Source organism: Tropicibacter naphthalenivorans (genome assembly GCF_900176475.1).
Lineage (GTDB): Bacteria > Pseudomonadota > Alphaproteobacteria > Rhodobacterales > Rhodobacteraceae > Tropicibacter > Tropicibacter naphthalenivorans.
Window position 1 is genome coordinate 26171 of the sequence record NZ_FWXX01000010.1, and the last position, 24498, is coordinate 50668.

At 60.8% G+C, this 24498-nt stretch carries 25 protein-coding genes and 1 pseudogene; 13 read left to right on the forward strand and 13 right to left on the reverse strand.

The features are described 5' to 3' along the window. Position 1 precedes the first annotated feature (1 nt). From B9A11_RS17165 to B9A11_RS17220, 12 genes are read left to right on the forward strand one after another with little or no spacing between them, the layout of a single operon-like run. Positions 2-424, forward strand: coding sequence for a disulfide bond formation protein B (locus B9A11_RS17165; protein WP_043772523.1), 423 nt, complete (start codon positions 2-4; stop codon positions 422-424). Further along, entirely contained in the window at positions 421-1080 is a 660-nt protein-coding gene (locus B9A11_RS17170) for a DsbA family protein (RefSeq protein ID WP_058249019.1), read from the forward strand. The genes B9A11_RS17165 and B9A11_RS17170 overlap by 4 nt, the downstream gene beginning before the upstream one ends. Before the next feature lie 23 nt (positions 1081-1103). Further along, entirely contained in the window at positions 1104-1571 is a 468-nt protein-coding gene (locus B9A11_RS17175; RefSeq protein WP_058249020.1) for a copper chaperone PCu(A)C, read from the forward strand. Next, positions 1571-2197: an SCO family protein gene (locus B9A11_RS17180; RefSeq protein WP_058249021.1), complete on the forward strand. Its 627-nt coding sequence runs from the start codon at positions 1571-1573 to the stop codon at positions 2195-2197. Before B9A11_RS17175 ends, B9A11_RS17180 begins: the two co-directional genes overlap by 1 nt. Then, positions 2194-3567: a M23 family metallopeptidase gene (locus B9A11_RS17185; RefSeq protein WP_058249022.1), complete on the forward strand. Its 1374-nt coding sequence runs from the start codon at positions 2194-2196 to the stop codon at positions 3565-3567. Before B9A11_RS17180 ends, B9A11_RS17185 begins: the two co-directional genes overlap by 4 nt. A 3-nt stretch (positions 3568-3570) precedes the next feature. Beyond that, complete coding sequence (locus B9A11_RS17190; protein ID WP_018001717.1) at positions 3571-4026, forward strand: DUF411 domain-containing protein; 456 nt, start codon at positions 3571-3573, stop codon at positions 4024-4026. Positions 4027-4038: 12 nt separating this feature from the next. Continuing rightward, entirely contained in the window at positions 4039-4821 is a 783-nt protein-coding gene (locus tag B9A11_RS17195; RefSeq protein ID WP_038008344.1) for a ZIP family metal transporter, read from the forward strand. Positions 4822-4849: 28 nt separating this feature from the next. Beyond that, positions 4850-5308 carry a signal peptidase II gene (gene lspA, locus B9A11_RS17200; RefSeq protein ID WP_058249023.1) on the forward strand — a complete coding sequence of 153 codons (459 nt, stop codon included), beginning with the start codon at positions 4850-4852 and terminating at the stop codon, positions 5306-5308. Next, positions 5275-6888, forward strand: a complete 1614-nt coding sequence (gene lnt / locus B9A11_RS17205) for an apolipoprotein N-acyltransferase (protein ID WP_058249024.1) — start codon at positions 5275-5277, stop codon at positions 6886-6888. The genes lspA and lnt overlap by 34 nt, the downstream gene beginning before the upstream one ends. Continuing rightward, positions 6879-7073 (forward strand): hypothetical protein, encoded by a 195-nt coding sequence (locus B9A11_RS17210; protein ID WP_058249025.1) that lies wholly within the window; start codon positions 6879-6881, stop codon positions 7071-7073. Before lnt ends, B9A11_RS17210 begins: the two co-directional genes overlap by 10 nt. Beyond that, positions 7070-9007 carry a penicillin acylase family protein gene (locus B9A11_RS17215; RefSeq protein WP_058249026.1) on the forward strand — a complete coding sequence of 646 codons (1938 nt, stop codon included), beginning with the start codon at positions 7070-7072 and terminating at the stop codon, positions 9005-9007. The genes B9A11_RS17210 and B9A11_RS17215 overlap by 4 nt, the downstream gene beginning before the upstream one ends. Beyond that, entirely contained in the window at positions 9004-10005 is a 1002-nt protein-coding gene (locus B9A11_RS17220) for a cytochrome c oxidase assembly protein (RefSeq protein WP_058249027.1), read from the forward strand. Before B9A11_RS17215 ends, B9A11_RS17220 begins: the two co-directional genes overlap by 4 nt. Positions 10006-10224: 219 nt before the next feature. On the opposite strand, the gene B9A11_RS17225 is transcribed toward B9A11_RS17220, so the two are convergent. The 3 genes from B9A11_RS17225 to B9A11_RS17235 form a co-directional block, all read right to left on the reverse strand. Next, complete coding sequence (locus B9A11_RS17225; RefSeq protein ID WP_040618649.1) at positions 10225-10737, reverse strand: L,D-transpeptidase family protein; 513 nt, start codon at positions 10735-10737, stop codon at positions 10225-10227. A gap of 182 nt (positions 10738-10919) precedes the next feature. Further along, positions 10920-11207: a TFIIB-type zinc ribbon-containing protein gene (locus tag B9A11_RS17230; RefSeq protein ID WP_009503851.1), complete on the reverse strand. Its 288-nt coding sequence runs from the start codon at positions 11205-11207 to the stop codon at positions 10920-10922. A gap of 34 nt (positions 11208-11241) precedes the next feature. Further along, entirely contained in the window at positions 11242-13596 is a 2355-nt protein-coding gene (locus B9A11_RS17235) for a heavy metal translocating P-type ATPase (RefSeq protein ID WP_058249028.1), read from the reverse strand. Between the two features lie 182 nt (positions 13597-13778). On the opposite strand from B9A11_RS17235, the gene B9A11_RS17240 reads away from it, so the two are divergent. Continuing rightward, entirely contained in the window at positions 13779-14063 is a 285-nt protein-coding gene (locus tag B9A11_RS17240) for a hypothetical protein (protein ID WP_058249029.1), read from the forward strand. Positions 14064-14110: 47 nt separating this feature from the next. Here the strand turns inward: B9A11_RS17240 and B9A11_RS17245 are convergent, their stop codons facing one another. The 10 genes and pseudogenes from B9A11_RS17245 to B9A11_RS17285 all read right to left on the reverse strand — a co-directional run bounded on the left by B9A11_RS17245 (position 14111) and on the right by B9A11_RS17285 (position 24495). Further along, entirely contained in the window at positions 14111-14773 is a 663-nt protein-coding gene (locus tag B9A11_RS17245; protein ID WP_058249030.1) for a L,D-transpeptidase, read from the reverse strand. A gap of 291 nt (positions 14774-15064) precedes the next feature. Then, positions 15065-15586: a c-type cytochrome gene (locus B9A11_RS17250; protein ID WP_143595921.1), complete on the reverse strand. Its 522-nt coding sequence runs from the start codon at positions 15584-15586 to the stop codon at positions 15065-15067. Continuing rightward, a complete protein-coding gene (locus B9A11_RS17255; RefSeq protein WP_058249032.1) occupies positions 15579-16073 on the reverse strand; it encodes a DUF411 domain-containing protein in 495 nt (164 codons plus the stop codon). The genes B9A11_RS17250 and B9A11_RS17255 overlap by 8 nt, the downstream gene beginning before the upstream one ends. Beyond that, a complete protein-coding gene (locus B9A11_RS17260) occupies positions 16073-17002 on the reverse strand; it encodes a WD40/YVTN/BNR-like repeat-containing protein (RefSeq protein WP_234988886.1) in 930 nt (309 codons plus the stop codon). The genes B9A11_RS17255 and B9A11_RS17260 overlap by 1 nt, the downstream gene beginning before the upstream one ends. A 17-nt stretch (positions 17003-17019) precedes the next feature. Beyond that, positions 17020-17082 (reverse strand): annotated as a pseudogene (locus tag B9A11_RS22625) (multicopper oxidase domain-containing protein); the annotation flags it as partial. 55 nt (positions 17083-17137) lie between these two features. Continuing rightward, entirely contained in the window at positions 17138-17929 is a 792-nt protein-coding gene (locus B9A11_RS17265) for a TniQ family protein (RefSeq protein WP_040610016.1), read from the reverse strand. Further along, entirely contained in the window at positions 17926-18807 is an 882-nt protein-coding gene (locus B9A11_RS17270) for a TniB family NTP-binding protein (RefSeq protein WP_038147410.1), read from the reverse strand. The genes B9A11_RS17265 and B9A11_RS17270 overlap by 4 nt, the downstream gene beginning before the upstream one ends. Position 18808: 1 nt before the next feature. Continuing rightward, a complete protein-coding gene (locus B9A11_RS17275) occupies positions 18809-20443 on the reverse strand; it encodes a Mu transposase C-terminal domain-containing protein (RefSeq protein WP_083499939.1) in 1635 nt (544 codons plus the stop codon). A gap of 129 nt (positions 20444-20572) precedes the next feature. Further along, positions 20573-21010 (reverse strand): transposase family protein, encoded by a 438-nt coding sequence (locus B9A11_RS17280; protein WP_159452515.1) that lies wholly within the window; start codon positions 21008-21010, stop codon positions 20573-20575. 434 nt (positions 21011-21444) lie between these two features. After that, positions 21445-24495, reverse strand: a complete 3051-nt coding sequence (locus B9A11_RS17285; protein WP_058249033.1) for an efflux RND transporter permease subunit — start codon at positions 24493-24495, stop codon at positions 21445-21447. Between the last annotated feature and the right edge of the window lie 3 nt (positions 24496-24498).

The following is a 24498-nucleotide window of genomic DNA, read 5'->3' on the forward strand; positions in this document are numbered from 1 at the left end:
CATGAACCGTATGTCCGGAGAAACAGCCCTCGGGCTGGCGTGGATCATCGCGCTCGTCGCCTCGCTTGCCGTGCTTTTCATCGGCGAGGTGCTGGGGCAGACGCCCTGTGTGCTGTGCTGGTTCCAGCGCGCCTTCATGTTCCCCTTGGCCATTGTCCTCGGGCTCGGTCTTTGGTGGCGGGACGGCCGCGTGGGGCGCTACGGCATCGCATTGGCGCTTGGCGGCGGCGCAATCGCCCTCTGGCACATGGGGCTGTACGTCGGTCTTGTTCCCGAACGCGTCCAGCCCTGCACGGCCACCGGCCCCTCTTGCACCGATGACAACCAACTGGTCGTCGGCATCCCTATCCCGCTGATGGCGCTCGCCGCCTTCGCGCTGATCGGGGCGCTGTCGGCCCTTTCATTGAAGGACACACGAACATGAATCGACGCGGCCTGATCCTGTCCGTTCTTGCCCTCGGCGCCGCCGGTTTCGGCGGAGCCACCTGGTTTGCAATCCGCCCCGGCCCAGTGGCCGAAGCGGAGCCCGTTGCTCCGGAACTTGCGGAGGCGATGATCCGCCCCTACTCGCCCATCCTCGGGCCTGCGGATGCGCCCGTCACGATCGTCGAATTCTTCGATCCGGCCTGCGAGGCCTGTCGCGCCTTTCATCCCATCGTGAAGGACATCATGGCCGAACATGGGGATGCTGTCCGCGTCGTGATCCGCTACACGCCCTTCCACGGCGCGGCATCCGAGGAAGCCATCCGTGTGCTCGAGGCGGCGCGCATGCAGGACGTTTACGAGCCGGTGCTTGAGGCCGTTCTGCGGGAACAGCCGAGATGGGCGTCGCACGGTGCCCCGGAGCCCGGCCTGATCCTTCAGATCGCCGCCACGGTCGGACTCGATGCCGAGGCCGCGCGCACGCAAGTGCTGGCACCCGATGTCGTGGCGATCCTGAACCAGGATCGTGCTGACGTCGAGACCGTGGGAGTTCGCCAGACGCCCACATTCTTCGTGAACGGCAAGCCGCTCGATCCGTTCGGGGAGGCAGAATTGCGTCGTCTGGTGGCTGCCGAAGTCGCTTCCGCGCAAAGCTGAATGGAAAAGACAGGATCAAAACGATGAAAAAGCATATTTTGACCGGCACATTGACTGCGCTTTTGACCCTAGGAGGGCTCTCAGTGCCCGCGCTGGCCGGACCCGAGGATGTTGTCGTCGAGAACGCGTGGTCCCGCGCCTCTATCGGGATGAACCGCCCCGGGGCCGCATACATGACGATAAGCAACACCGGCGACGAGCCGGTGACGCTGATCGGCCTTGCAACACCGCTCGCGATGATGCCCGAAATTCACGAGACGAAGACCAATGCCGAAGGTGTGAGCTCCATGAGCCCGGCGGGGGAGATCGTGATCGCCCCGGGCGAGAGCATCGCGCTCGAACCGGGGGGCCTGCACGCAATGCTGATGCGGCTGCAAGAACCAATGACGGAAGGGGACACTTTTCCGCTGACACTGCTTTTCGACGACGGAGGCGAAGTGACGGTCGAGGTTCCGATCCTCGGCATCGCCGCGCGGGGGCCAGAGGACTGATGCAGCGACGGGCGATCCTGGGGTACGGCGCGGCTGGTGTCGGGGTGGTCGCCCTGATGCTCTTCGTCGGTTGGTGGCGGGTCGACGGACCCGGTGCACCCGCACCTGTCGGGCAGCGGCCTGTGACCCTTACCGAGATGGACTTCCGTCTGACGGATCATGAGGGCAACGCGGTCGGGCCGGAAACCCTGATCGGTCGCCCGACGATGGCGTTCTTCGGCTTCACCTACTGTCCCGATGTCTGCCCGACCACGCTTTCTGACATTTCGGGATGGCTCGACGATCTGGGAGACGAGGCCGACGAGATGAACGTGGTTTTCATCACGGTCGATCCCGAGCGCGACACTGTCGAAACGATGGCCGAATATGTCGGCTACTTCCATCCGGCGATCCGCGGCTGGACGGGACCGGAAGAGCAGATAGCGCGCGTCGCGGACGGCTTCCGCGCCACCTACGAGCGAGTACCGGCGGAGAGCGGCGATTACACGATGAACCACACCGCGAGCGTCTTCCTGTTCGCAGCCTCTGGGCGATTCGTCACCATGATCGACTATCACGAGCCCAAAGAATTCGCGGTGCCGAAGATCCGCCGCGCGCTGGAAGAAGAAATGGAGGGGGCGACATGAGGCTCAGAACTTTGGCGGCTTGTGTCGCAATTGCGGGGACGGTTTCGGGAGCGGCTATCGCCATCTCTGATTCCATGTCGAAAGAACCCGTGCCGCCGGAACTTGCCCAGGCAGGTAGCTGGATGCCCCAAGGTCCTGAAGCCCCCCAGAACGTTGACATCCCCGTGACGCTGCCCGCGGCGGCATGGGCAGACGATGCACCCGACCTCAGCCCGCTGCCCCTTCTGCAGGCCGCGTTTGCCGACAGGCCGGTGCAAGCGATCGAGCCACCCCTGTCGACGTGGTCGCGCGACATTGCTCCGGGCGAAACGCTCGATTTCTTGCTGTCAGAGGCCGGTCTTGCGGCACCTGATAGAGCCGAAGTTGCCCTCGCGCTTGGTGCGGAATACGATCTGCGACGGCTGCGGCCGGGGCACTCGGTCACTGTCGCTTCGACCATGGACGGCAGCCCCCGCACCGTCTCACTCGCCGTCGAGGACGGGGTTCGGATCGAGGTGGTTTTCGGCGAGCAGTTGTCCACACAGGTCGTGGCTCCGGATCCGGAGATCGTAACCCTTGCCGGCGAAGCCGTGATCGACAGCTCGATCTTCGCGGCACTCGACGAAGCCGGCATACCCGCCCGTTTTTCCGTGGACCTTGCGCAGATGCTGGGAGGGACCGTGGATTTCCGCCGCGAGATGGCCGGCGGCGAAACACTAAGGCTTCTCTGGCGTGAGGCGCGGGTCGGCGAGGACAGGATCGGACAGCCCGAACTCGCCTTCGCCGCACTGGACATCGGCGGTTCGCTCTACGAGATCGTATGGCCTGACGACGGCAGCGGTCAGGCGACGATCTACGTCGATGGCGAGGTGCTGCGCGTCTTCGCACAGCCGGTCGAGGGTGCGCGCCTCAGCTCGGTGTTCGGGCGCCGCACGCATCCGGTCTTTGGCAACGTCCGGATGCACACCGGCGTCGATTTTGCAGCGGCACGTGGGACACCGGTTCAAGCGACGGCACCGGGGCGGGTCAATTTCATCGGCTGGCGCGGCGGATATGGTCGCGTGGTCGAAATCTTGCACGGCTCCGACACCATGACGCGCTACGCGCATCTGAGCGCCGTGCCGGAAGACTTGGCACAAGGCCAACGCGTTGCGGCGGGAGACGTGATCGGCCGCGTCGGCGCGACTGGCACGGCGACAGGTCCGAACCTGCACTATGAGGTGCTCGTGGATGGGCGCCCGACTGACCCCCTCTCTGACGACCGGCTCGCCGAAGCGGCCGAGAGCGATGCGGATGATACCGCCGCGCTCTCGCGTCTGGCCGAGGCGCGGGCGCTTCTGAATGAAAACCTCGGCAGCGAGATTGCCAAAACGACAACCGAAAGGCTCTGACCCATGAAACGCATGACACAAGTTCTTGCCATCACGCTCGCCCTGTTCCCAGCGGCCCAGGCCCTCGCAGAGGCAACGGCGATCGACGTCCGCAAGACCAACGGATGCGGCTGCTGCCTCTCGTGGATGAAACATCTCGAAGAGAACGGGTTTGTGCCGACCGGCCAGGACATGTTCGGCGGGCTTCTCGTGCGCTTCAAGCTAGACAACGGCGTGCCGCAGCGCATGGTCTCCTGCCACACCGCGCTCATTGACGGCTACGTGATCGAGGGCCATGTACCGGCCGCTGACATCCGCCGCCTTCTCGAGGAGCGCCCGGACGCCGTCGGCCTCGCTGTTCCGGGGATGCCCTATGGCTCGCCCGGCATGGGGCCAGAAGACGACCGCGAGGCCTATGATGTCTTCCTCATCCGCAAGGACGGGTCGACGGAAGTCTTTTCGAGCTACGCCGAAGGATAATCTGGCCCGCCCATGGAAAATTTGTCTCCGATAATGCTCGGCTTTCTCGGAAGTCTTGCCGCCGGATCGCTCACAGCAGTCGGAGCAGTTCCCGTGCTGTTCGGGCGCATCCCGTCTCGGGCCACACGCGATCTGTCGCTCGGCTTCGCTGCCGGTGTGATGCTCGCCGCTTCTTTCTTTTCGCTGATCATCCCGGCATTGGATGCGGCGGAGCCGATGTTCGAAAACGGCGCGATGCCTGCGGCCATCGTATGCGTTTCGATTCTTCTGGGCATGGGGGCTGTCGCCCTGATGAACGAAAAGCTGCCGCACGAGCACTTCAAGACGGGACGCGAAGGGCCCGAAGCGGCGTCTTTGCGGCGGGTCTGGTTGTTCATCATTGCGATCACGATCCACAACTTCCCTGAAGGCCTTGCCGTGGGGGTCGGCTTCGGATCCGGAGGTATGGAGGGCGGTCTGCCGCTCGCCATCGGCATCGGGCTTCAGAATGCGCCCGAAGGATTGGCCGTCGCTGTATCTCTGCTGGGCGAGGGATATCCGAAGCTGCGCGCCTGGGGCATCGCGGCGCTGACGGGCATGGTCGAGCCGATTGGCGGTTTGCTCGGGGCCGGCATCATCACACTGTCGGAACCGCTGCTTCCATGGGGTCTGGCCTTTGCCGCGGGCGCAATGCTCTACGTCATTAGCCACGAAATCATCCCCGAAACCCATCGCAGCGGCCATCAGAACAGGGCGACGCTCGGTCTCGCAGTCGGGCTCGTTCTGATGCTGTTCCTTGATGTCTGGTTGGGATGAGGCAATGTCACTAAACAAGGTATCTCCGATGATCGGCGTCTTCGCAGCACTTGCTGCGTTCGCGATCGATCAGATCACCAAAGCCATTGTCGTTGCGAATGCCGTCACTTTAAGCGCCGGAATTCCCGTGTTTCCGGGATTCATCCTCGTCTTTTATCGTAATGACGGCGTGACTTTCGGGATGTTGGGCGGCGCGCCGTGGTGGAGCCTCATCGCTCTCGCTCTTGCCATCTGTGTTTGGCTGGGGGTTATGCTGTTTCGCGCCGACAATGCGGTGGAAACGCTTGCCTACGGTGCGATCATTGGCGGAGCCCTGGGCAATGTCATCGATCGTGTGCGGTATCGGGCTGTAACAGACTTTCTCGATTTCTACATTGGCACAACACATTGGCCTGCCTTCAACTTGGCCGATGTATTTGTCGTCAGTGGCGTGGGGCTCTTGCTCGCCGCGCCATGGATCAGCGCGCGGCGTTCGATCAAGTCGTGAAGCCGGAAATTCTGAACCGCATCGCTCTGCGCCACCGTTTTCTTTCGCGGATGACGCTTGGTTTCGCCGCCGGGGCGATGACCGTTCTGACTTTCCCGCCTCTTTCGATTCTCCTGCTCGTTCCCGTTGCCTATTCCGCGTTGTTTGTCGGGCTTCGCGATCTCTCCTTCGGGCGCGCTTTCCTCGTCGGCTGGGCGTTTGGTCTCGGCCAGTTCGGTTTCGGGATTTGGTGGATCGCGGAAAGTTTCTACGTCGAGGCCGAGCGGTTTGGGACGATGGCGATTCCGGCGGTCGCGGGATTGTCCGCAGGTCTCGCGATTTTCCCAGCCATTGCCGCTGCGCTTTTTGCCGAAATCGCGCGGCGCGGAGCCATGGGCAGTCTCTTGGCCTGCCTCCTGTTCGCGACCTCCTGGACCGTGGCCGAGTGGTTGCGTGGTCACGTTCTGACAGGGTTTCCCTGGAACCTGGCCGGTTACGCACTTGTAGACTACGCCGCCCTTCGCCAGACCGCCGCCTGGGTCGGAAGCTATGGGCTAAGCTTTCTCACCGTGTTCGTCGCGGTACTCCCTGGCGCGGCTGCTATGGCGTCCGGGCGGCAACGATTGACCATCTCGCTCATGGCGCTGGCCGGAATCGCGACGATGTGGGCTGTCGGCACGCTGCGCCTCCAGTCGGATGCACAACAGCCACCCGGTGTCGACCTGCGCATCGTCCAGGGCAACATTCCACAAGAGGAGAAATGGGCTCCCGAGAACCGCGAGGCGACCTTCGCGCGCTATCTTGAGCTTTCAACCCGGCCCGGCGATTTCGACGTGCTTCTCTGGCCGGAAACCGCCTTTCCGGGTTTCCTCGATGAGGATACGGAGGCGCGGGCCCGCATTGCCGCTGCGTTACCGGACGGCAGCGTGCTGCTCACCGGAGTGCCGGACCGTGTACCGAGCGATGATGGCATGCGATATTTCAACACGGTCCAGGCTTTTGGCGATACCGGCAAAATCCTGACCGGATACGCGAAACACCATCTCGTACCCTTCGGCGAATATGTGCCATTCCGCGGCTGGTTGCCCATCGAGCGGCTCACGGCGGGTCTGGGCGATTTTACGCCCGGACCGGGCCCGCGAACGCTTGCGCTTCCGGGTGTGCCGCTGGTCGCCGTGGCGATCTGCTATGAGATCATCTTCCCAGGGCATGTGGTCGACGACCTGTTCCGGCCGGACTGGATTTTCAATGCGACCAACGATGCTTGGTTCGGAACCAGCATTGGACCGGAGCAGCATCTCGCCTCCGCACGCATGCGCGCTGTCGAGGAAGGGCTTCCCATCGTCCGGGCCGCAAACACAGGGATCTCCGCGATCATCGACGCAAACGGTGACCTCGTCGCGCGGCTCGGCAACGGAGAAACCGGTGTCATAGATGCGGCTCTGCCCTCTGCTCATCCGTCAACGCTCTATGCGCGCTTCGGCGACTGGGCGCTGCTGGCTCTCATCTTCACTACTTGGGCCGTGGGACTGGCTGCAGGTCTGGTCGGCACACACCGGTGCAACAAGAGAACAAGAACGGAGAAAAAGTCATGCTGGTAATCGCGGGCATTGTCGCGGGTGCGATCTGGGGTGGATATCTGGCGCGACGCCGAAAAGGAAACCGGCTGGATATCCTCCAGTATGCGGCGAGTTCGGCGATCGCCTTCGGTCTTCTCACCTATTTCATATCGGTGGTCCTCTTGCGCATCCTTTTTAAGAAGGGTTTCGAAACAGCACCGACATGAGACGGCTTTTCAACATATTGCTGTACGGGTTTCTGGCAATCTGCATCACGGTATCGGTTGGTTCCGGGTTGGTCTATTTTCTGCTGAGCGCATCCGTTCCCGATTACGACGAGGACTTCACGGTCGCAGGCTTAGGCGGACCGGTCGACATTCTGCGAGATTCTTCGGCAGTCCCGCACATCTCCGCAGCTTCCGCTGCGGATGTTTACTTCGCGATCGGTTTCGTTCACGCCCAAGACAGGCTCGGTCAACTGTTAAGGGCAAGGCGAAAAGCGGAAGCTTCGTGGCCATCGGATGAGATCTTGGACCTTGAGCCAGCGGTCTCAGACGCGCTCGCATCCTATGCCGCCGGCGTTAATGCGTGGCTGGAGCTAGTGTCGGAAGGCGGGCGTGGCCGAGGCTCTCCGGAGCTGCTGATCGCAGACGAACGGTCGATCGCGGCCTGGACACCCGGCGATAGCCTGAGGATTGCCCGGTCTTTCCTGAATGGCCTGCGACCGGGAAGCGCACGGGAAGGAATGCCGAGTATATCAGGTGCCATTATACCGGCGGATCGCCTGAGAGTGCCCGAACTGTTTGCGACTGATCCGGAGCAGCGCCTTGATGCATGGGCGATCGACGGCGACCGAACAGCGACCGGAACGCCAATTCTAGCCGCCGATATCAGCGGTTCCCTGTCGCTTCCCTCGGAATGGTATCTCGCAGATCTTCAATTTTCGACAGGGCCGGCCATAGGGGCCACAATACCGGGCGTACCTTTCGTTATTGTAGGTCGCAATGCGCGCGTCGCCTGGGCCTTCCGGTCATTTCCCGTGCCAGACGAGGAGGCACCAAGGGGGCCGTCACACGTGCGGGCGGCAGGTTTCCTGACGATGCTGGAGCTGTTCGCGCGTTCGGCCGATGCGACCGATGCCATCGGAGTTGCCGCAGACATGTTGCCGAAGGGCATGAAGGTATTGACCATTGACCGAGAGACCGTTGCCCGATGGCCAAGAGCGGAGGCCGTACGGGCGTCGTCTTTTCGCGACATTCGACTGGCGGAGCTTGAAGCGCGGCAATCGATCTTCTCGACGGAAGGCGCCATCGGTGTTCAAAGGGACACCGTAAGTTCCGTGGCGCGAACCCTCCTGCCCCTGATGGCGAAAGAGCTTTGGTTCGTGCAGTCCAGAGACAGCATCGAAGGCACCGATGCGGACAGCCTTCGTCGTGAGCTTCTGGACAGGCTTGCCTCGTGGAATGGCGAAATGGATCGCTATTCACCGGAACCTCTGCTGTTCTGGACCTGGGTCCGGGCTTTGCAGCAGCGCATTTTGAAGGACGAGTTTCCGACAGCGGAGCAACTCTGGACCCGTCCGAACCCAAACTTTCTTTATGCGGTACTCAGCGATCGTCGCGGTAGCGCGATCTGGTGCGACATCCGCCTATCCTCACCTCGCGAGACATGTGAGGAGCAGGTTCGCGTGGCCCTGGATGATGCCCTTGGCTGGCTGGTCGATCGATATGGGCGCGATCCCTCGACGTGGACCTGGGGGGAGGAGCATAGATTGGACATGCAGTGGTCGCCAATCAGTTCACGTGGGTTGCTGACCGACCTGCTGTCCCTTCAAGCGCCGATTTCAGGCGATCCGTATACGCTATTCTTGACATCATTTGGTGTCGAAGAAGACCGTCCATTCCTTGTGAGTGCCGGAAGCAATTTTCAGGCGGTCATGTCGATATCGGAAGCAGCGGGATCATACTACATCTCGCCCACCGGACAGTCGGGACATCCGCTATCTCGATTCTACGACAATCTCTTTCCCTCCTGGATACGAGGCGAATACCTGGCCATGTCGACCGATCTGTCACTGGCCCGTGGCGGCGCTTCCGGGATCTCGCGACTCACACCGGCTACCTCGGACAGTCCTCGGATGAGCGAGGGCCAGAGCGAATGATCACGAACCTCTTCTTTCTTTACGACCCTTTCGGCGATGAGCTGTCACCGGTGTCGCTCATTGTTGTCGGCCTTACAGCATGGCTGTTTTTGCGTGGGCTCAAAATACACGTTCGCTGTCTCGGAAGGGTTTCTGGCTGGCGTCGAACCGTCTTCTTTGTCGGCCTCGCGGTCGTCCTCGTCGCGACGAATGGGCCGCTCCCGCCGTTGGGGCACAGTCTGTTTTCTGTACATCAGGTCGAGCATCTTCTTCTGCGACTGGTAGGACCGCTTCTTATCGCGGTTTCTCAGCCCTGGCTTGGCCTTCAAGCCGGATTGAAAAGGGAATGGCGCCGACGCCTTGCCGCGATTGGGCGTGCGCGCATCCCGCGATTCTTGGCGCTTCCTGCATCTGCCACCTCCCTGTTGATTGGCGCGCTTTTCGTCTGGCAGATCCCGATGATCTACGCCCTTACACAACGTATTGCGGCGATGGAAGCGCTGGCACATCTGTCTATGGTGCTGGCGGGGCTTTGGTACTTTGCTATGCTGTTCGATCCGCGTGATCCGCCTGAAGGAGCGCGGCGCGGTGCTCGACTGATGTCAGGGTTCGTGGTGATCGTTTCCAACATCTTTCTGGGCTCCCTGACAACGCTCAAGGAGGTGCCCCTCTATGGATCAGAAATCATCGCAGCGAGCGGTGGTCGACTTCGCGCCCTGGCTGACGAGACAATCGGCGGCTACGTCATCTGGGTCCCGTCGTCGATGGTTCTCATCGTGGCAATCATCCTGGTGCTGAACGGCTGGAACGCGGCGGAGGAACGGCGCTGGACGTCCCGCTACGACCTGATGCGCCAATCGAATGCGGCGGCGCTCGAGTTTCCGGAAACCGCGGAGGAACTGCGTCTGAAAGTAGAGAAGCCGAACCGGGACATGGGCCGTACCCTCGCCCTTGGCGCATTCGCCATGTTCATGGTTGTCATGATTACCGTCGTGACCATCGTCTATGCCCTCGGATAGATTGAATTCGACATGATACCAGACGTATTCTTCCCCGCTAGGGCCCGCCTGTTTCGCCACTGCCACGGCTGGACACATATTGTAGTGTCCTTAAGCGTACCGGGTGCTTGCGCTGGCCCACGGCGGCGAGCGTCACTTTGGCCGTGATCGCCATCGAAGCGATCAACGTGGCCCTGTGCCGACGATTTGCCTGATTTGACGGAAGATCATCTCCTCCCATCAGGCGTAGATGTCGATCGGTGTTCCGTCTTTCACCATTGCATAGATGTCCTCGATCTGCCGATCTGTGACCGCGATGCAGCCAGCTGTCCAGTCGCGGACGTCCGTTGGGTCGATGCCTGGGCGTGGACCACCATGGATGAAGATGTCGCCGCCGGGGGAAAGGCCCTGCGCTTCAGCAAAGGCGATGTCGGCCTCATTCGGATAGGAGATGCCAACCGAAAGATGATACGTACTTTCGGGGTTGCGCTTATCGACTACGTAAGCGCCCTCAGGGGTCCGGCCGTCTCCCTCGAATTGCTTGTGACCCTCAGGAGCGAAACCCAGCCCGACCGGATAGGTTTGCAATACGCGATCGGCTCCGTCCAGAACAAGCAAACGCTGCCCCTTGTAAAGCCGAACACGGGTCACCTCGGGTCCGCCATAGCTGCGGAACTTGCTGGCACAGCCAGACAAAAACGCTGCCAACCCGCCCAACAGGACGGCGCGGCGGGGAAATCGGATGGTTTTCACTGCTCGATGCCTCTTTCGTGAGGTCTGATATGGACAATACGTTACCTTGCAAATGCTGCGTGATCAATGTCCGTGGGCAAGCGCGGCCTTTGCCATCTCTGGACCAACCTGCTCACCGCTGAATGCCTTGCGGGCCTACCGCAGCGCCTTGAGGGCGACCGGCAGGGAGGCCACGGCAAGCCTTAATCGAACAACTCGTGAAGCCAGGATTTGCGGCGATAGCCGTGCTTGCCGTCGCCGCCGCCGTGCTTTCCGCGCCGGTAGCCGCGATCATCGTCGTAGCCGCGCGGCTCAGGCACCCGCTGAGGCGCCACATCGGGTGCCGAACGCTCGATGATCTTGTCCAGTTCGCCCCGGTCTAGCCAGACACCCCGGCAATCGGGACAGAAGTCGATCTCGATCCCCTGGCGGTCGGTCATGCTCAAGGGCACCTCGCAAACCGGACACATCATCCTGCCCTTCACGCTCATGTCTCGTCTCGGCTCCTTTCCGGGTTCTCCCAGTTCAATGACCATGTGCCAGCGCCCCTTTGGCCAAGCCTTCGCCAACCTGCTCACCGCCGGACGGCGGCGCCTTGGCCTCTTGGCTGTTCAGCAGGCGCAGGGCGTTGGCCACCACCAGCAATGACACTCCTACATCGGCTGCAATAGCGCCCCACATCGATGCCACTCCGAAAGCGGTAGCGACGACGAAAACGCCCTTGGTCGCCAAGGAAATACCGATGTTCTGATGGATAATCGACATTGTCCGGCGCGAATGACCGATCAGCCAAGGCACCTTGCCGAGATCGTCGGTCATCAGGGCTATATCCGCCGTCTCGATTGCCGCGTCCGAACCAACGGCACCCATTGCGATGGCGTAATGCGCGCGCGCCATGGCCGGGGCGTCGTTGACCCCGTCGCCGATCATGGCCACCATGTCATGCGTTTCGACCAGTTCTTCGATGGCAGTCACCTTGTCTTCGGGCAGAAGCTCGGCACGGACCTCGTCGATGCCGACCTCGGCTGCAACAGCGCGCGCTGTCCGCTCGTTATCACCGGTCAGCATGACGATGGTCTTCACACCCTGCGCGTGAAGCTGCGCCACGATGCCTTTGGCATCCGGGCGGATACGGTCGCGCAATTCCAGGATGCCGGTGACACCGGTGTCGTCGCCCACGGCAACAAGGGTGCTGCCAGCCCCTTCGATGCGGTCGCGCAAATCCTTCGGAATGGCGTCGCCGAAACCCTTCTCCTCGGCAAACCGGTCCGACCCCAGCCAGATCGACCGGCCGTCTGTGCGTCCTTCAAGTCCCCTGCCCGGAACGGTTCGGGTATCTTCCGCGGCGGATACCTTGATGCCGTCGGCTTCTGCCCGCGCGAGAATGGCGCGCGCCAAGGGATGCGAGGAACGTGCCTCCAGCCCAACGGCGAGGGTCATCAGATCTTGCGCCGAAGCCCCGCCCAGCGGATGCACAGCCGCCACTTCGGGCTCGCCCATTGTGATTGTGCCGGTCTTGTCCATGGCCAGCGCGGTGGTCCGACCCGGTGCCTCGACATAGGCACCACCCTTGATGAGTACGCCCGCCCGCGCCGAAGCGGTGAGCGCCGCGACGATGGAGACCGGTGTCGAGATGACCAGAGCACACGGGCAGGCGATCACCAGCAGAACGAGTGCATTGTAGAACCAATAATCCCAGGCCCCCCCGAAAATGAGCGGCGGCAGCAGGGCAATTGCAATGGCGAGAGCCATGACGATAGGCGTGTAGATGCGGGCGAATTTCGCCACCCACTGCTCCACGGGCGCGCGGCGGGCATGGGCGTCACCGACCATGCGGATGATCTTGGCCAACACGGTGTCCGAGGCGGCCTTCGTGGCGCGCACCGTCAGTGTGCCTTCGCCGTTGATCGTACCGGCATAGACTTCGTCGCCTCGTTCCTTTGGGACCAGCGCACTCTCTCCGGTGATTGGCGCCTGATCGACCGCGCCGGCGCCGTCCGTCACCTCACCATCGAGCGGGATACGGTCGCCACCGCGTACTATGAAGCTTGAGCCTACGGCGACTTGGGCCGCCGGAACGTCGGCCTCGCTTCCGTCTTCGCGGATCACGCGCGCCGTCGGTGGTGCAAGGTCCAAGAGCGCCGAGACCGCATTCCTCGCACGCCCGACGCTCCAGCTTTCGAGGTAGAGCGAGAGCGAGAAAAAGAACGCAACCGTCGCCGCCTCGAAGAATTCGCCAAGCCCTATGGCACCGGCCACCGCGACCACCATCAGCAGGTTCATGTCGGGCGACAGTCTCCGTGCGGACGACCATGCCTTGGGTGCCACGAGCCAGACACCGAACAGGATCGCAACCGCGAATAGCCCTGCCTCGACCCGTGGCATCGGCGCTTCGCCGTGCCCTGCGAAGAGGCCGAGTGCCCCCCCCATGCCGGTCTCGATGATGTGCCACAGAAATCCCGCGGCCCAGAAGCCGCCACTGAGCGCCGTATACAGCCGCTGGCGTGCAAGATGGGCCGCCTGGTCGACCGACGCGTTTTCGGCATCCCAGGGCTTGGCGGTCATGCCGGTGCTTGCGACCAGTTCTGCAATTTCGCCGTCCGATACACTCTTGGCGCTGTCGAGAATAGTCATCCGTCCATTGATCACGTCGAACGCGAGATGCTCGGCCCCGCCGATCTTCGGGCCAACCACCTTGTTCAGGATCGCGACCTCCTCGGCGCAATCAAGGCCGGACACCTGAAAACTGCGCCCGCCCGTTGGCGCGGGCGTCGTCGGAACGATGTCGCCGCACGTTCCGGCGCCCCCGCAGCAGCTGCCGCCGGTTGTCTGGGCATCTTCGGCGTGATCGTGGTCGTGACGATGGGTGTCGGACGGCATGAATGGACCTCTGGATTCGGGTGCTTTACCATGACATAGCCCCTACAGTGGCTAGAGCTTCAAGAGCAAAATACGGTGGTATTTCAGTTTGTTTTATTGCTAGAGGATGCGGCGACCGGCTCCATCACGCCTTGAGGCATGAAAAGCCGATGCAAAGAAAAACAGACACGAAAGGAAGCTTGATGCGGGTTTTGATGCTGAAGCAAAAAATAATGTTTGCAGTGGCGCTGTCGCTTACGGCCGGGTGCGCAATCCAGCCGACTGGATCGGGCGACTCGGCAGACCAGCCGGGCAACGTTCCCGAAGCTGTGATTGCAATGGCTGCCCCGGATCAGGATGTTGCAACCGCGCGCTTGGTGCCGGAAGACGGGTGCTACTGGTACGAACACAGCGGCCCCGTTGAAACGGCCTTGCTGCCGCTGCGCACGGCGAACGGCAATCCGATCTGCGTCGCGCGGGAAGCGTGACGACGACCCGCACGTCACATCATTTCGCTCAAAGCTAATTACCTCATTCAACTTCTCGCGGTAACACTGTCCTCAGCCGAATAAAGATGTGCTGTCGATCCAATCTCGACGTTCGGATAAAGCTCGTTGATGTGTGCCATAACCATCCGTACGCAACCCGAACTCGCGCGCCCTCCGATGCTTCTCGGATAGGGTGTGCCGTGTATCCGAAGATAGGTGTCGCGATCTCCGACATAGAGATAGAGCGCCCGCGATCCCAAGGCGTTTTGAGGGCCGGGTTCCATCCCGTCGGCCCATCTTGCGTTTTCGGGATCCCGCTCGATCATGTTCTGTGTCGGCGTCCAGTGCGGCCACCTGACCTTGCGCTTGATGTTATAAACACCTGGCTCGTAGAGGTTGCCCCGCGCGATCGCCACGCCGTAGCGCATCGCGGTTCCACCCTCCTCAATGTGGTAGAGATACCGCGCGACCGCATCGACATGGATGTCTCCCGGCACGAGGCCGTCCTTCGCGTCCACACGCTGAGGCAAGAAACGTGGGTGTAGTCCCCAAGGGTTTGACGTGGCCGGATCGAAGCCGGGCGGGCTGACTTGCGCGTCCCATTCAGCCTTCTGCGCCTCGGTGGGCCAGCTATCGGCAAACACAGGGTTGGCAACAGTCACAGAAAATAGCGCTGTTGTCGTTTGAATAAAGTGTCGTCTTGTCAGCATGTCGTACCCTTTCGGTTCCCACCGGCGATCAATGGCAAGAACGATATACATTCTCGGTGACTAGATAGAACTTCTAGTGGCTAGAGGTTCAAGGGCAAATTTTCGTGAACGCTCGCACGCGACCCTAGTAGCCCACGCTTGCCTTGCGGTCAGGTCGACGGACAACCAGGTCAGGTCCGTAGAAGCCCTGCTGCGCAGCAGTCTGGGCGCGGCATATGACAGATACTCCGAATGGGTCCCCCGGTGGATCGGTTTTGGTCGAAAGATACTATCCTGACACCCTGTCGATCTTCACCCGCCCGTGTCATTGGCCGAAACTTCGGCTTGGAACTCACGTTGTCGCTCAGGCCAGGTGCTCTTGATGTATACGAGGATCGCCGCGACCTCTGCGTCTGTCAGATCCTCTCCGAAGGCCGGCATGTCGCTCTCGTATCCCGGCACGACGGCCCCGACCCCGCCTTTAGTGATCTGAAAAAGCATGCGGTCTGAATGGTGCCAGGTGTGGCCTGTGTCATCATGCGGCGGGGCCGGCATTCTTCCCGTGTCAAGACGACGACGCCAATCGGGCTGACCCTCGAGGTTGGCACCATGGCAACTGGCGCAGTTGTCCGCATAAAGCTGTTGCCCTGCCGTGACCTCGGATGCAAGCACGGGCTCTCCCAAAAACGTCAGTCCCTCGACACGCGGGTCCACCGGTTCCGATTGGGCCAGCACCACAACGCCGGTGGTCGCGAGCGCGGACCCTAGGGCAGCGAGGTGCACTGACCGCCTGACCGTACACTTCGCCGATCGATCTTTCGGCCCTTTATTCATCGGCATAAATTGAAATTCCCTCTGGGCCAAAGGCGTAGGTCCTGAGCGTGCCTGACTTGACCGCAGCCATGCCCGGCGCGTTCGCGGGCATTCCCGGCAAGGTGATACCCGTTATCGCTGGACGGGTTTCCAGCAGCCGATCAATGATGTCGACCGGGACGAGACCGCTGACATAGTAGCCGTCGATCTCGGCCAAGTGGCAGCCGATGCCCTGGGCGGGCACACCGACTTCGACCGAGCGTTTGTCGAAGTCGCGGTCATCCACACGCGTAACGGTAAAGCCGTGTTCTTCGAGGTAATCCCCATAGGCATCACAACAGCCGCAGCCCGGATCGCGCCAGATGGTGATCTGCCTTTCGCTGCCCGCCAGACCGGGCGCCACATCGCCTGTGGCTTGCGCCCAAGCCGATGTGGTCAGACCCACCATTCCGACAATGCCGCTGCCAATCAGACCAAGCGCGTTTCTTCTCTGCATCATTTTCTCCATCATTGTTCTCCTGTTTCGATCCAGGTTGCGCCGCCGTCACGGCTGATTTTCAAGATGCCGCCCAACAGTGCAGCGATGTAGGTCTCGTCTCTGGGATGAACCGCAACGGCGGTCGCAGCTATGCTGGCCCGCTTTTGCCAGATGACTCCGCCGTCCTGCGATGCCCAGAGGCCCGAACGCAGCGCGGCATACATCACTTCCGGCGCCGAGGGGGAACTGGCCAGCGACAGGATCGGTTCACCGCCTGGCAATGGCGCTTCGGACGGTGGGGCTTCACCCGCAACCAATGCGTCCATCGCGTTGCCTGGCTGCACGTCCTGCCAGCGACAAAAGCAATCGGGCACCCGTGTTAGGCCAACCTCGGTGCCCGCATAGATCCAAATGCCGCCCATGCCGGTCTCAAGCTCGATCGAAGCCAGAGCAAGAGGATCGCGCTCTGCGTCGTCGAGCCAGGGGCGGTCCATGGCGAGCGACCAGGTTGCACCGGCCGCTTCGCTCTTCCACAACCCGTCGCCGCGAAGCGAGGCATAGATCATGTCCGGGTTCCGCGAGGCGATGGCAACGGCATTGATCTCTCCGTCAGGCAGCCCAGCTTCACTGACGCGCCACGAAGCGCCCCCGTCCTCGGAAATGCTGACACCGCCCTCGGCCAGCCCCGCAACCACAAGTCCGGGCCGGTCGCGATGGGTCGCCAGCGAGAGCACTTTTCCGGGTGTCTCTGCCGCGGTCCAAGTCCGGCCGCCATTATCACTGACGAACAGCCCTCCTCTCGCCAGCAGGATGGTATCACCATCAAAGGCAAGTGCCGCTGGATCACCATCGCTCGCCGCGAGTGCGAACCTCGGCAACATCGAAGCGACGCCGATACTGAGTGCCGCGGTGAGTACCTTGCGCCGGTTTGGCCGAAATCCAATCTCAATCGACTTCAATCTGCATGCTCCTCTGCTCATGCGACGCGGATCACGCCCATCATCCCGGCCGCCTGGTGCTCGAGGATGTGGCAATGGAACTGTCGCGTTGCCCTTTAATCTGAGACGCGACGCGTTTGGCGACAATTTTTGCCCTTAATTGTGAGATACGGCTGTCATGGGGCCCCTGTTTCTCGCGCACCTTTGCGCGATGTGATCAACCGCGGCAAGCAATCGAGGCTCCTTCTCGAAGGCGCGCAAGAGAGCAACCCTTGCATAGTCGTCGATGCTTTTGCTGACGATGGCTGCCTTAGCCAAGGGATGAGATCGAGCGGCGGCGATTGCGGCGAGGCAGAACAGCCTAACTTCCGATCTGGGGTTCTGGACAGCGAACGACGGATCCCCGCGGAAGGTTTTGAGTGACATGGCAAAGGTGACTGCGCGCATTGCGCGCCGAAGTTGCTTGGGGCCGCGCGAGCGCGCGGCGCACTCAAGCATCTCTGCCCCGCGGCGTGCTCGGTATATCAGTTTTCCAGATATTTGTTCCTCACGGAGTTTGCCAAGGGTCTGCACAAGTCTCGTCCCGCAAACTTGGCAGTCAAATGCCCAGGCCCGCCTCCAATGCCTGAGCAAAAGACCCTCTCTGGAGCATCGCAGGCAATGCTGGAATGGCATCTGAGCCGTCAGTGAGGCTTCTCGTGGCGTCATTGCCGGAAAGGTCAAAGATCGAACAACATCTGGGTTAACCCGTGCGGCGTTGGCAATCTTCGCCGCCGCAGCCGCGTCGACGTTGAAGTCCAAGGCGGTGCCATGCGCGGTATCGATTCTGAGATGAGCCAGTAGTTCCGCATCATCACAGTAGTTGGCCGCCGCCAGCCGAGACAACCAACCTGACAACAACTCGTCTGGCAGCGGCGCGACAGTCTTGGGCAGCGGGTGCGGCTTCACACCCGGGACTTCTGGAGCCGCCGATGGGGGTTCGCATGGCGCGACCAAACCGGCGTCCATTTTGCGATTGCGTCATCGGTGATGCATTCCTCGCCTGTGATAATGGCGTCGATGGAAAGATCCTTGACCAGAGCGAAGATGCGCGAGGTCACCCCACCGGTCAGTGCCAAGACCTGCTTGAGAGATTTGACCTTCAGGTTGGACTTCTTTTCCAGTGGCATGGCAGCAATAAGGGTCTGGATCATGTCCGAGAACTCGGCATCGTCGCGCCAGTTTGGCAGATGATGTTCGTCCAGCCGTCGGGCAAGCTGGATATCACCGCGAATAGCATCGACGGCCTCGCTGACCCCAAGGCAGACCAGTGACACCTCGAGTTCATTGCTGAGATACCGCAGGACATTGAGAAATCGGCGCTGTTCGCGGTGGGTCCCGGCCAAGAGATTGTGGACCTCGTCGATCATGATCATCCGCAGGCCAAGGTCGCGTAAGAGCGCGATGACACGGACTTCGAGGGAAGCCACATTTTGAGCGCGGGCGCTAAGAGCCGTCGCCGGGGCGCCGACGGCGGCCAGGATGTGCAGGTAAAACCGCCGTTCATCAGGTGCGGGCGGCGCTTGCAACAGCAGAAGCGGTGTGCGGGTGATGCCCGACGCCGGATCGTATTCTGGTGCGTACTTGCGCGACAGGTTTCGGGCAATCATCGTCTTTCCGATCCCGGAGGCGCCATGCACAAGAAGCCCAGGCATACGGGTTTGTCGTGGCGCTTCGATCATGCCCTGCAAACGGTCCAACACCTGTTCCGCCCGAGGAAAGCCGATCCAGATATCCGATTGAATGAGGGCGATCCGGCCGTCTTCTTCAGTTGTCCCTGCCCTCAATTCACCATCTCTCCACCTTGAACAATGGGCGCGATGTATCACCCGTATCGATCGGGCGCAGCCCTTCGGTTGTCGAGACGGCCGAGTTCGTGCCCTTCAATGTCCCTTTTCTTTCACGGGTTCTGCGTTCGGCCTTCGTCAGGCCCCGGCTTTCAGCTTCGATCTGGCGTTGCTGTCGGATCAGCTCAGCCAGCACCAGCTCATTAGACCCGGACTTGCCAAGGGCACGGGCCTTCCTCATCGCTTCGCGATATTCCCAGAGCGAGACGGGCGGAATTTCCAGGTTTCTGTACCGCGCCTCAACATACCGGCCATCGTCCAGTTCGACCCAGATCATTGAGATATCGCGAGGATCGTAGCGAACGACCACCTTTCCATCCCCGCGCCCAATGTGGCCTGCAAGGGCATCGGACCAGTACCTTATCTGGAACAGATGGATGCCGTCACGCCTGATCTTGCGCAGTTCACTCGGCAGGAAGCTCACCTGAAAGGCTTCCATCTCGAAGGGGATGTCGCCTGTCATTTGCTCTGAGAGCGCCTCCCATTTGGCAACGGGCGTGCAGCCAAGACTTGAATGAATGCTGTTGTTGTAACGGCAGATTTCCAGAGCAAACCAGCGATCGAATTCGCTCAACGTCATCGTGGCCTTGCTTTCGGCGTCATAGTCGCCCTTTGCCGCGATCGAGGATTGCGTTGTTCCCGGCAACAGGTGAACGGCCCCCATCATGGTGCCGATCAACCGTTCGATGTGACCTCCGAAGTGAGGGCTTCCCGGTGGTCGATAGACCAGATCGATCCCCCATTCCGCGCATGCCGAACGAAAGGCCCGCGACCGGAAATCGCGGCCATTGTCAACATGGATGCTCTGCGGTTTGCCTTGTGCGGGCCAAGGAATATCGCACGCCAATTCCGTCAGAAGTTCCGCCTTGGGGGCCACCGCCTGTGTCAGGCAAAGCGCCACTGAAAGACGCGAAGGTGCCTCGAGAGAAGTGTAATATCCGGTTACCAACCGCGTTGCGATGTCGATCGCCAGCGTGACCCAAGGCCGCCCAATTGGTTGGCGCTCAAAACTGTCGACAAGAATGATGTCCGCGGGCGTATGGTCAATTTGCACGATCTCCAGAGGCTGACTGGCCTTGTTCTCACCTGTGACCGGCGCAAATTTCTGGCGGGCAGCCTTTGCCCCCTCTCGTGCCTTTGCAACTTCGCGGGCATCCATCGCATCCAGACGACGCTGAACCGTCCGCCGTGTCGGCGCCTGCAAGCCCTGTTGCCAGCACGCACTGCGGATTTCTGTCACGACGCGCGACAGGCTCGTACGTTCCCGGCGCAAGAAATAACGGCGAAGATGTTCTTCGATCACCGCTTCGACCTTGCTTGATATCAAGGCCGTACCGACTGGACGGCCCCGTTTCCGCGGAGCCAGGGCACTGGTGCGTCCACCTCCTTCGACCAGCCGCTTTATCCAGCGCCAGACCGTCGCCCTGCTGACACCAAGCTCCCAAACGGCGTCATTGATGCCACGTTCCAGGCTGCCAGTCCCATTGAGATATGCCTGAACAAGAGGGCGCAGCACCGCGGCCCTGCGCGCCTCTTCAGCACCAACGGCAACGGAGTCTTCGCCATCATCATTCATCGATATTTGCCGCAAATGTCTGTGAACCCTGTCTCAGGTTTAAGGGCAAAAATATCAGAATTAAAGGCAAAATCTCATATTTAAGGGCAAAACTCAGCCGTTGATTTCGTTGGATTTCCCATCTCACAATTAAGGGCTACGCGACAGGTGCCGCAGAACCGTGTCATCGCTGACACCGACGCCTAAACGGCGCAAGAGCCGCTCGGCAGGCCGTCCACCCGTGGCATGCCCCAGGTGACCGACAATGTCATCAGCACGCGAAGTTCGACGTGCAAATGGGCGCGCAATTGACGAGGTGTAGTCTGAAAACGTCCGTCGCGGGCACGTGGAAGCGGGACATCGCCATCTGCAGACCCAGAGTGCGACTGTTACCTTGTCGCCATGTGCGGGTAAATCCTGCAGTCGCCTTTGCCGCCACCCGTGACGACGCCGAGAATGCAAACCACAATCTGGGCAGATGCCTCTCGGTGCCAAAACGCCCGATACAAGCCACTCGCCGGAATCACGCCGCTTAACGCCTTGAACCCAAACGTCGCTCCCGGGCGACCAGTGCTTTTTTGAAATCACGACTATCCCTCCTGAAAGCTCCAAGCTCAGGATAGTTGCACCACACAGATTGAGGCAGAACCCAATTAAGGGCTACGCGACACCTGTTAAGGGGGCTCAGTCTACACACAAGCATTCAGCAGGGTTGCGAGCTAGCTGGGCGTGTCGTGCAGCAATCCGGTGCCTTAGTGCCTGTTGCTGAAACGATCGTTACCAATGCGTAGATCGCGTGACCTGCTACCCTGAACTTCCCTCGTTTTGATGTAGAGGTCCGTATCTACGTGCGCTGCTCCCCAAGTTTGGACCTTCGGAAGCTGGATATTTCCAGCTCCGGCGCTGCGAGAACCGAAGTAATTACTATACAACATTGCCAATCTTCCGGACACGCCTCGCAACTCATCCAGCCTGTGTCCCTTTCTCGTGACACAGAGCCCAGACCGCTTGGTCAGCCTCGGTTATGCGGCGCTCATGACCGTAGTGGCCCGCTCGGCGCCGCACTTGAAAAAGACGTAGTACAGCACGGGTGCTGCGATCAGCGTAAGGATCGAGGCAAAGGCAAGCCCGCCCATGATCGTCGCCGCCATCGACTGAAAAAACGCATCCGACAACAGTGGCAACATCCCAAGAATTGTCGTCGCCGCGGCCAGAAACACCGGCCGCAGACGCGAGGTGGAGGCACTGACAATGGCCTCGTCCAGAGACAGAGCCGGATCGGCTGCTCGGATCAGATCGATCTCCTCAACCAGCACGATGCCGTTCTTGATCAGCATCCCCGACAGCGACAATAGCCCCAGAAGCGCGGTAAATGTAAACGGCAAACCTGACGCCAGTAGAGCCAGGCTCACGCCGTTGACCGCCATTGGCACCAGAAGCCAGATGATGATTGGCTGGCGCAGCGCGTTGAACAAAAGCACCGAAATCAACACCATGATAATGACGCTGAATGGCAATTGCGCGCCAAGGGCGGCTTGGGCCTCGGACGCGCTTTCAAGCTCTCCGCCCCACTCCATGGTATAGCCCTCGGGGATGTCCATCTCTTCAATGGTTTTTTGGACCTCGGCTTGCACCTCTGCCGCTGTCAGGCCGCGCGGAATATCAGCCCCGACGGTGATCACCTCTTCGCGATTTCGACGTTGTAGCAGCGTGTCTTGCGGCACGAAGCGGAAGCCTTCGATTACTTGTTCCATAGGCACCAGGGTGCCACCGCTCTCTGAATAAATCATGTGATCGGTCAGCGCGATCGCCGCATCTTGCGGTGCCCGGATCACGATAGGGATTTGCCGATCTCCTTCGCGGAAGGTCCCGGCGCTATTTCCTTCGGTGGCGAATTGTAGCGTCTCTGTGATGTCAGTCCGGGACACGCCCGCGTTCTGTGCGCGCTCCGCAGCGTAAACAGGGCGCAGCACCAATTCACGTTCGCGCCAGTCCTGCCGCGGGCTGATGATGTTGTCCGAAGCGGCCTGCATCCGGGCAATCGCCCGATCTGCCAAGGCGCGCAATACATCAGGGTCACGGCCAGAAAACCGCACCTCGATTGGCGCACCTCCGCCGGGGCCAAAGGCCAACCGTTTTACCCGGAATTCACCCTGCGGAAGACTTGCATTTGCAAAGGCTTCCAACGCGTCCATCTCTTGCTCGATCACTTCGAGCGAGTCCACGCGCACGATCAGGTGACCGTAGCTGGGGTTCGGATCCTCAGCCTGGTAGGTCAGCATGAACCGCGCCGCCCCTTGCCCGACAAAGGCTGTCACGGCAGAAACCGCGTCGCGGTCGCGCAACCAGTCTTCGAGAACCGCGAGATCATCAGAGGTCTGGTGGATTGATGCGCCCTGCGGCAGTTTGTAATGCACGAAATAGAGCGGCGTATTGCTGTCGGGAAAGAACTGCTGCTTGATTTGGCCGAACATCGCGTAACAAACAACGGTGCCGCCGATCAGCGCAAGAATGACCAGCCAACGCAGTTTCAAAGAGGCGCGCAGCACGGCGGCATAGCCCCGGAAGAGCGCGCCATCATACCCATCTGCCGTCCCTTCTTCGCCTTTCTTGAAAAAGTAATGCCCCAAAAGAGGGGTCGCGGTCAGGGCCAACACCCAGGACAACAGCAACGAAATCGCGATCACCGCAAAGAGCGAGAACAAGAATTCCCCCGTGGCATCTGGAGACAGGCCAATTCCGGCAAAGGCCATGATGCCGATCACGGTCGCACCCAGCAGCGGGATTTGCGTCTTGCTTGCGGCCTCTGTGGCGGCGTCGCGCGAGGATTTGCCATGCCGCATTGAAATCTGCATGCCCTCCGCCACCACGATGGCGTTGTCGACGAGCATCCCCATTGCGATGATCAAAGCACCCAGCGAGATACGCTCCATCTCAATCGCACCAAGCGCCATGAAAAACAGCGTCCCCACCACGGTCAGCAGCAGCGTGGATCCCACAACGATGGCCGCGCGCCACCCCATGAAAACCGCCAGAACCGCGACCACAATACCAACCGACATGGCAAGGTTGACGAGAAAGGCGTTCGAGGCCTCTTCGACCACAACATGTTGGCGATAGATCGACTGGATCGAGATGCCGAGCGGCAACTCCGCGCGCAACTTGTCCAGCTGGGCATCGACCCGCTTCCCGACTTCGACGATATTCTCTGTTGCAAGGCCCGCAACGCCAAGTGTGAAGGCCTCCTGCCCGTTATGACGGGTAATCAGACTGGGGTTGGCTTCGCGCCCACGAAAGATATCGGTAAAATCAAAAAGGTTGAGGACCTGTCCACCCGCGCCGACAGAAAGGGCTGCGATTTCGGATACGCTATCGGATCCTTCGGGCCGTTGGAGCAGAGTTCGCCCATCCGGTCCCCACAACATGCCACCGTCAACAATCTCGTTGGCGCTGTTCACGGCGCCGGCAACAGCGGCGGGCGGAATACCCAGCGTCGCAGTAAGCGCAAGGTGCGGCTCGATGTAGATCACTTCGTTAGGCACGCCTGAGAGCACAACATCTGACACGCCATCCACCAGCAGCAACTCCCGCCTGAGGAAGGAAGATAGATCATTCACCTCTGCATCGGAGAAGCCCGGCGCTGTGACTGCATAGTAGAGCCCGTACACATCTCCAAAGCTATCGTTCACAAAGGGCGGCGTCGCCCCGCTGGGCAACGCCGCCTCGGCCACGCGATTGCGCAGCTTGGTCCAGATTTCGGGTAACTCGGAGCCGTCATAGGTATCCTGCATGTTCACAGTGATCCAAGACAGGCCAGGCTGGTTCATGGACTCAATGTCCTTGACCTCGCCCATCTTCTGAATCGCGGATTCCAGCGGTTCAGTTACCTCACGCGACACTTCTTCGGCAGAAGCGCCGGGATACTGGGTGACAACCACAGCGGTCTTGATAGTAAAGGCAGGGTCTTCCAGTCGGCCGAGGTTCGCAAAGCCCCAGATACCACCCAGCAGGCAGATCAACATGATGATCCAAGTGTAGATCGGGCGGTCGATGGATCCGCGCGCAACATCCATGGT

Bases quoted from the DNA above. Each gene is read 5' to 3' on its own strand.
- B9A11_RS17165 (WP_043772523.1), top strand. From the start codon at position 2: ATGAACCGTATGTCCGGAGAAACAGCCCTCGGGCTGGCGTGGATCATC.
- B9A11_RS17170 (WP_058249019.1), top strand. From the start codon at position 421: ATGAATCGACGCGGCCTGATCCTGTCCGTTCTTGCCCTCGGCGCCGCC.
- B9A11_RS17175 (WP_058249020.1), top strand. From the start codon at position 1,104: ATGAAAAAGCATATTTTGACCGGCACATTGACTGCGCTTTTGACCCTA.
- B9A11_RS17180 (WP_058249021.1), top strand. From the start codon at position 1,571: ATGCAGCGACGGGCGATCCTGGGGTACGGCGCGGCTGGTGTCGGGGTG.
- B9A11_RS17185 (WP_058249022.1), top strand. From the start codon at position 2,194: ATGAGGCTCAGAACTTTGGCGGCTTGTGTCGCAATTGCGGGGACGGTT.
- B9A11_RS17190 (WP_018001717.1), top strand. From the start codon at position 3,571: ATGAAACGCATGACACAAGTTCTTGCCATCACGCTCGCCCTGTTCCCA.
- B9A11_RS17195 (WP_038008344.1), top strand. From the start codon at position 4,039: ATGGAAAATTTGTCTCCGATAATGCTCGGCTTTCTCGGAAGTCTTGCC.
- lspA (WP_058249023.1), top strand. From the start codon at position 4,850: ATGATCGGCGTCTTCGCAGCACTTGCTGCGTTCGCGATCGATCAGATC.
- lnt (WP_058249024.1), top strand. From the start codon at position 5,275: ATGGATCAGCGCGCGGCGTTCGATCAAGTCGTGAAGCCGGAAATTCTG.
- B9A11_RS17210 (WP_058249025.1), top strand. From the start codon at position 6,879: ATGCTGGTAATCGCGGGCATTGTCGCGGGTGCGATCTGGGGTGGATAT.
- B9A11_RS17215 (WP_058249026.1), top strand. From the start codon at position 7,070: ATGAGACGGCTTTTCAACATATTGCTGTACGGGTTTCTGGCAATCTGC.
- B9A11_RS17220 (WP_058249027.1), top strand. From the start codon at position 9,004: ATGATCACGAACCTCTTCTTTCTTTACGACCCTTTCGGCGATGAGCTG.
- B9A11_RS17230 (WP_009503851.1), bottom strand. From the start codon at position 11,207: ATGAGCGTGAAGGGCAGGATGATGTGTCCGGTTTGCGAGGTGCCCTTG.
- B9A11_RS17235 (WP_058249028.1), bottom strand. From the start codon at position 13,596: ATGCCGTCCGACACCCATCGTCACGACCACGATCACGCCGAAGATGCC.
- B9A11_RS17240 (WP_058249029.1), top strand. From the start codon at position 13,779: ATGCGGGTTTTGATGCTGAAGCAAAAAATAATGTTTGCAGTGGCGCTG.
- B9A11_RS17245 (WP_058249030.1), bottom strand. From the start codon at position 14,773: ATGCTGACAAGACGACACTTTATTCAAACGACAACAGCGCTATTTTCT.
- B9A11_RS17250 (WP_143595921.1), bottom strand. From the start codon at position 15,586: ATGAATAAAGGGCCGAAAGATCGATCGGCGAAGTGTACGGTCAGGCGG.
- B9A11_RS17255 (WP_058249032.1), bottom strand. From the start codon at position 16,073: ATGGAGAAAATGATGCAGAGAAGAAACGCGCTTGGTCTGATTGGCAGC.
- B9A11_RS17275 (WP_083499939.1), bottom strand. From the start codon at position 20,443: ATGAATGATGATGGCGAAGACTCCGTTGCCGTTGGTGCTGAAGAGGCG.
- B9A11_RS17285 (WP_058249033.1), bottom strand. From the start codon at position 24,495: ATGGATGTTGCGCGCGGATCCATCGACCGCCCGATCTACACTTGGATC.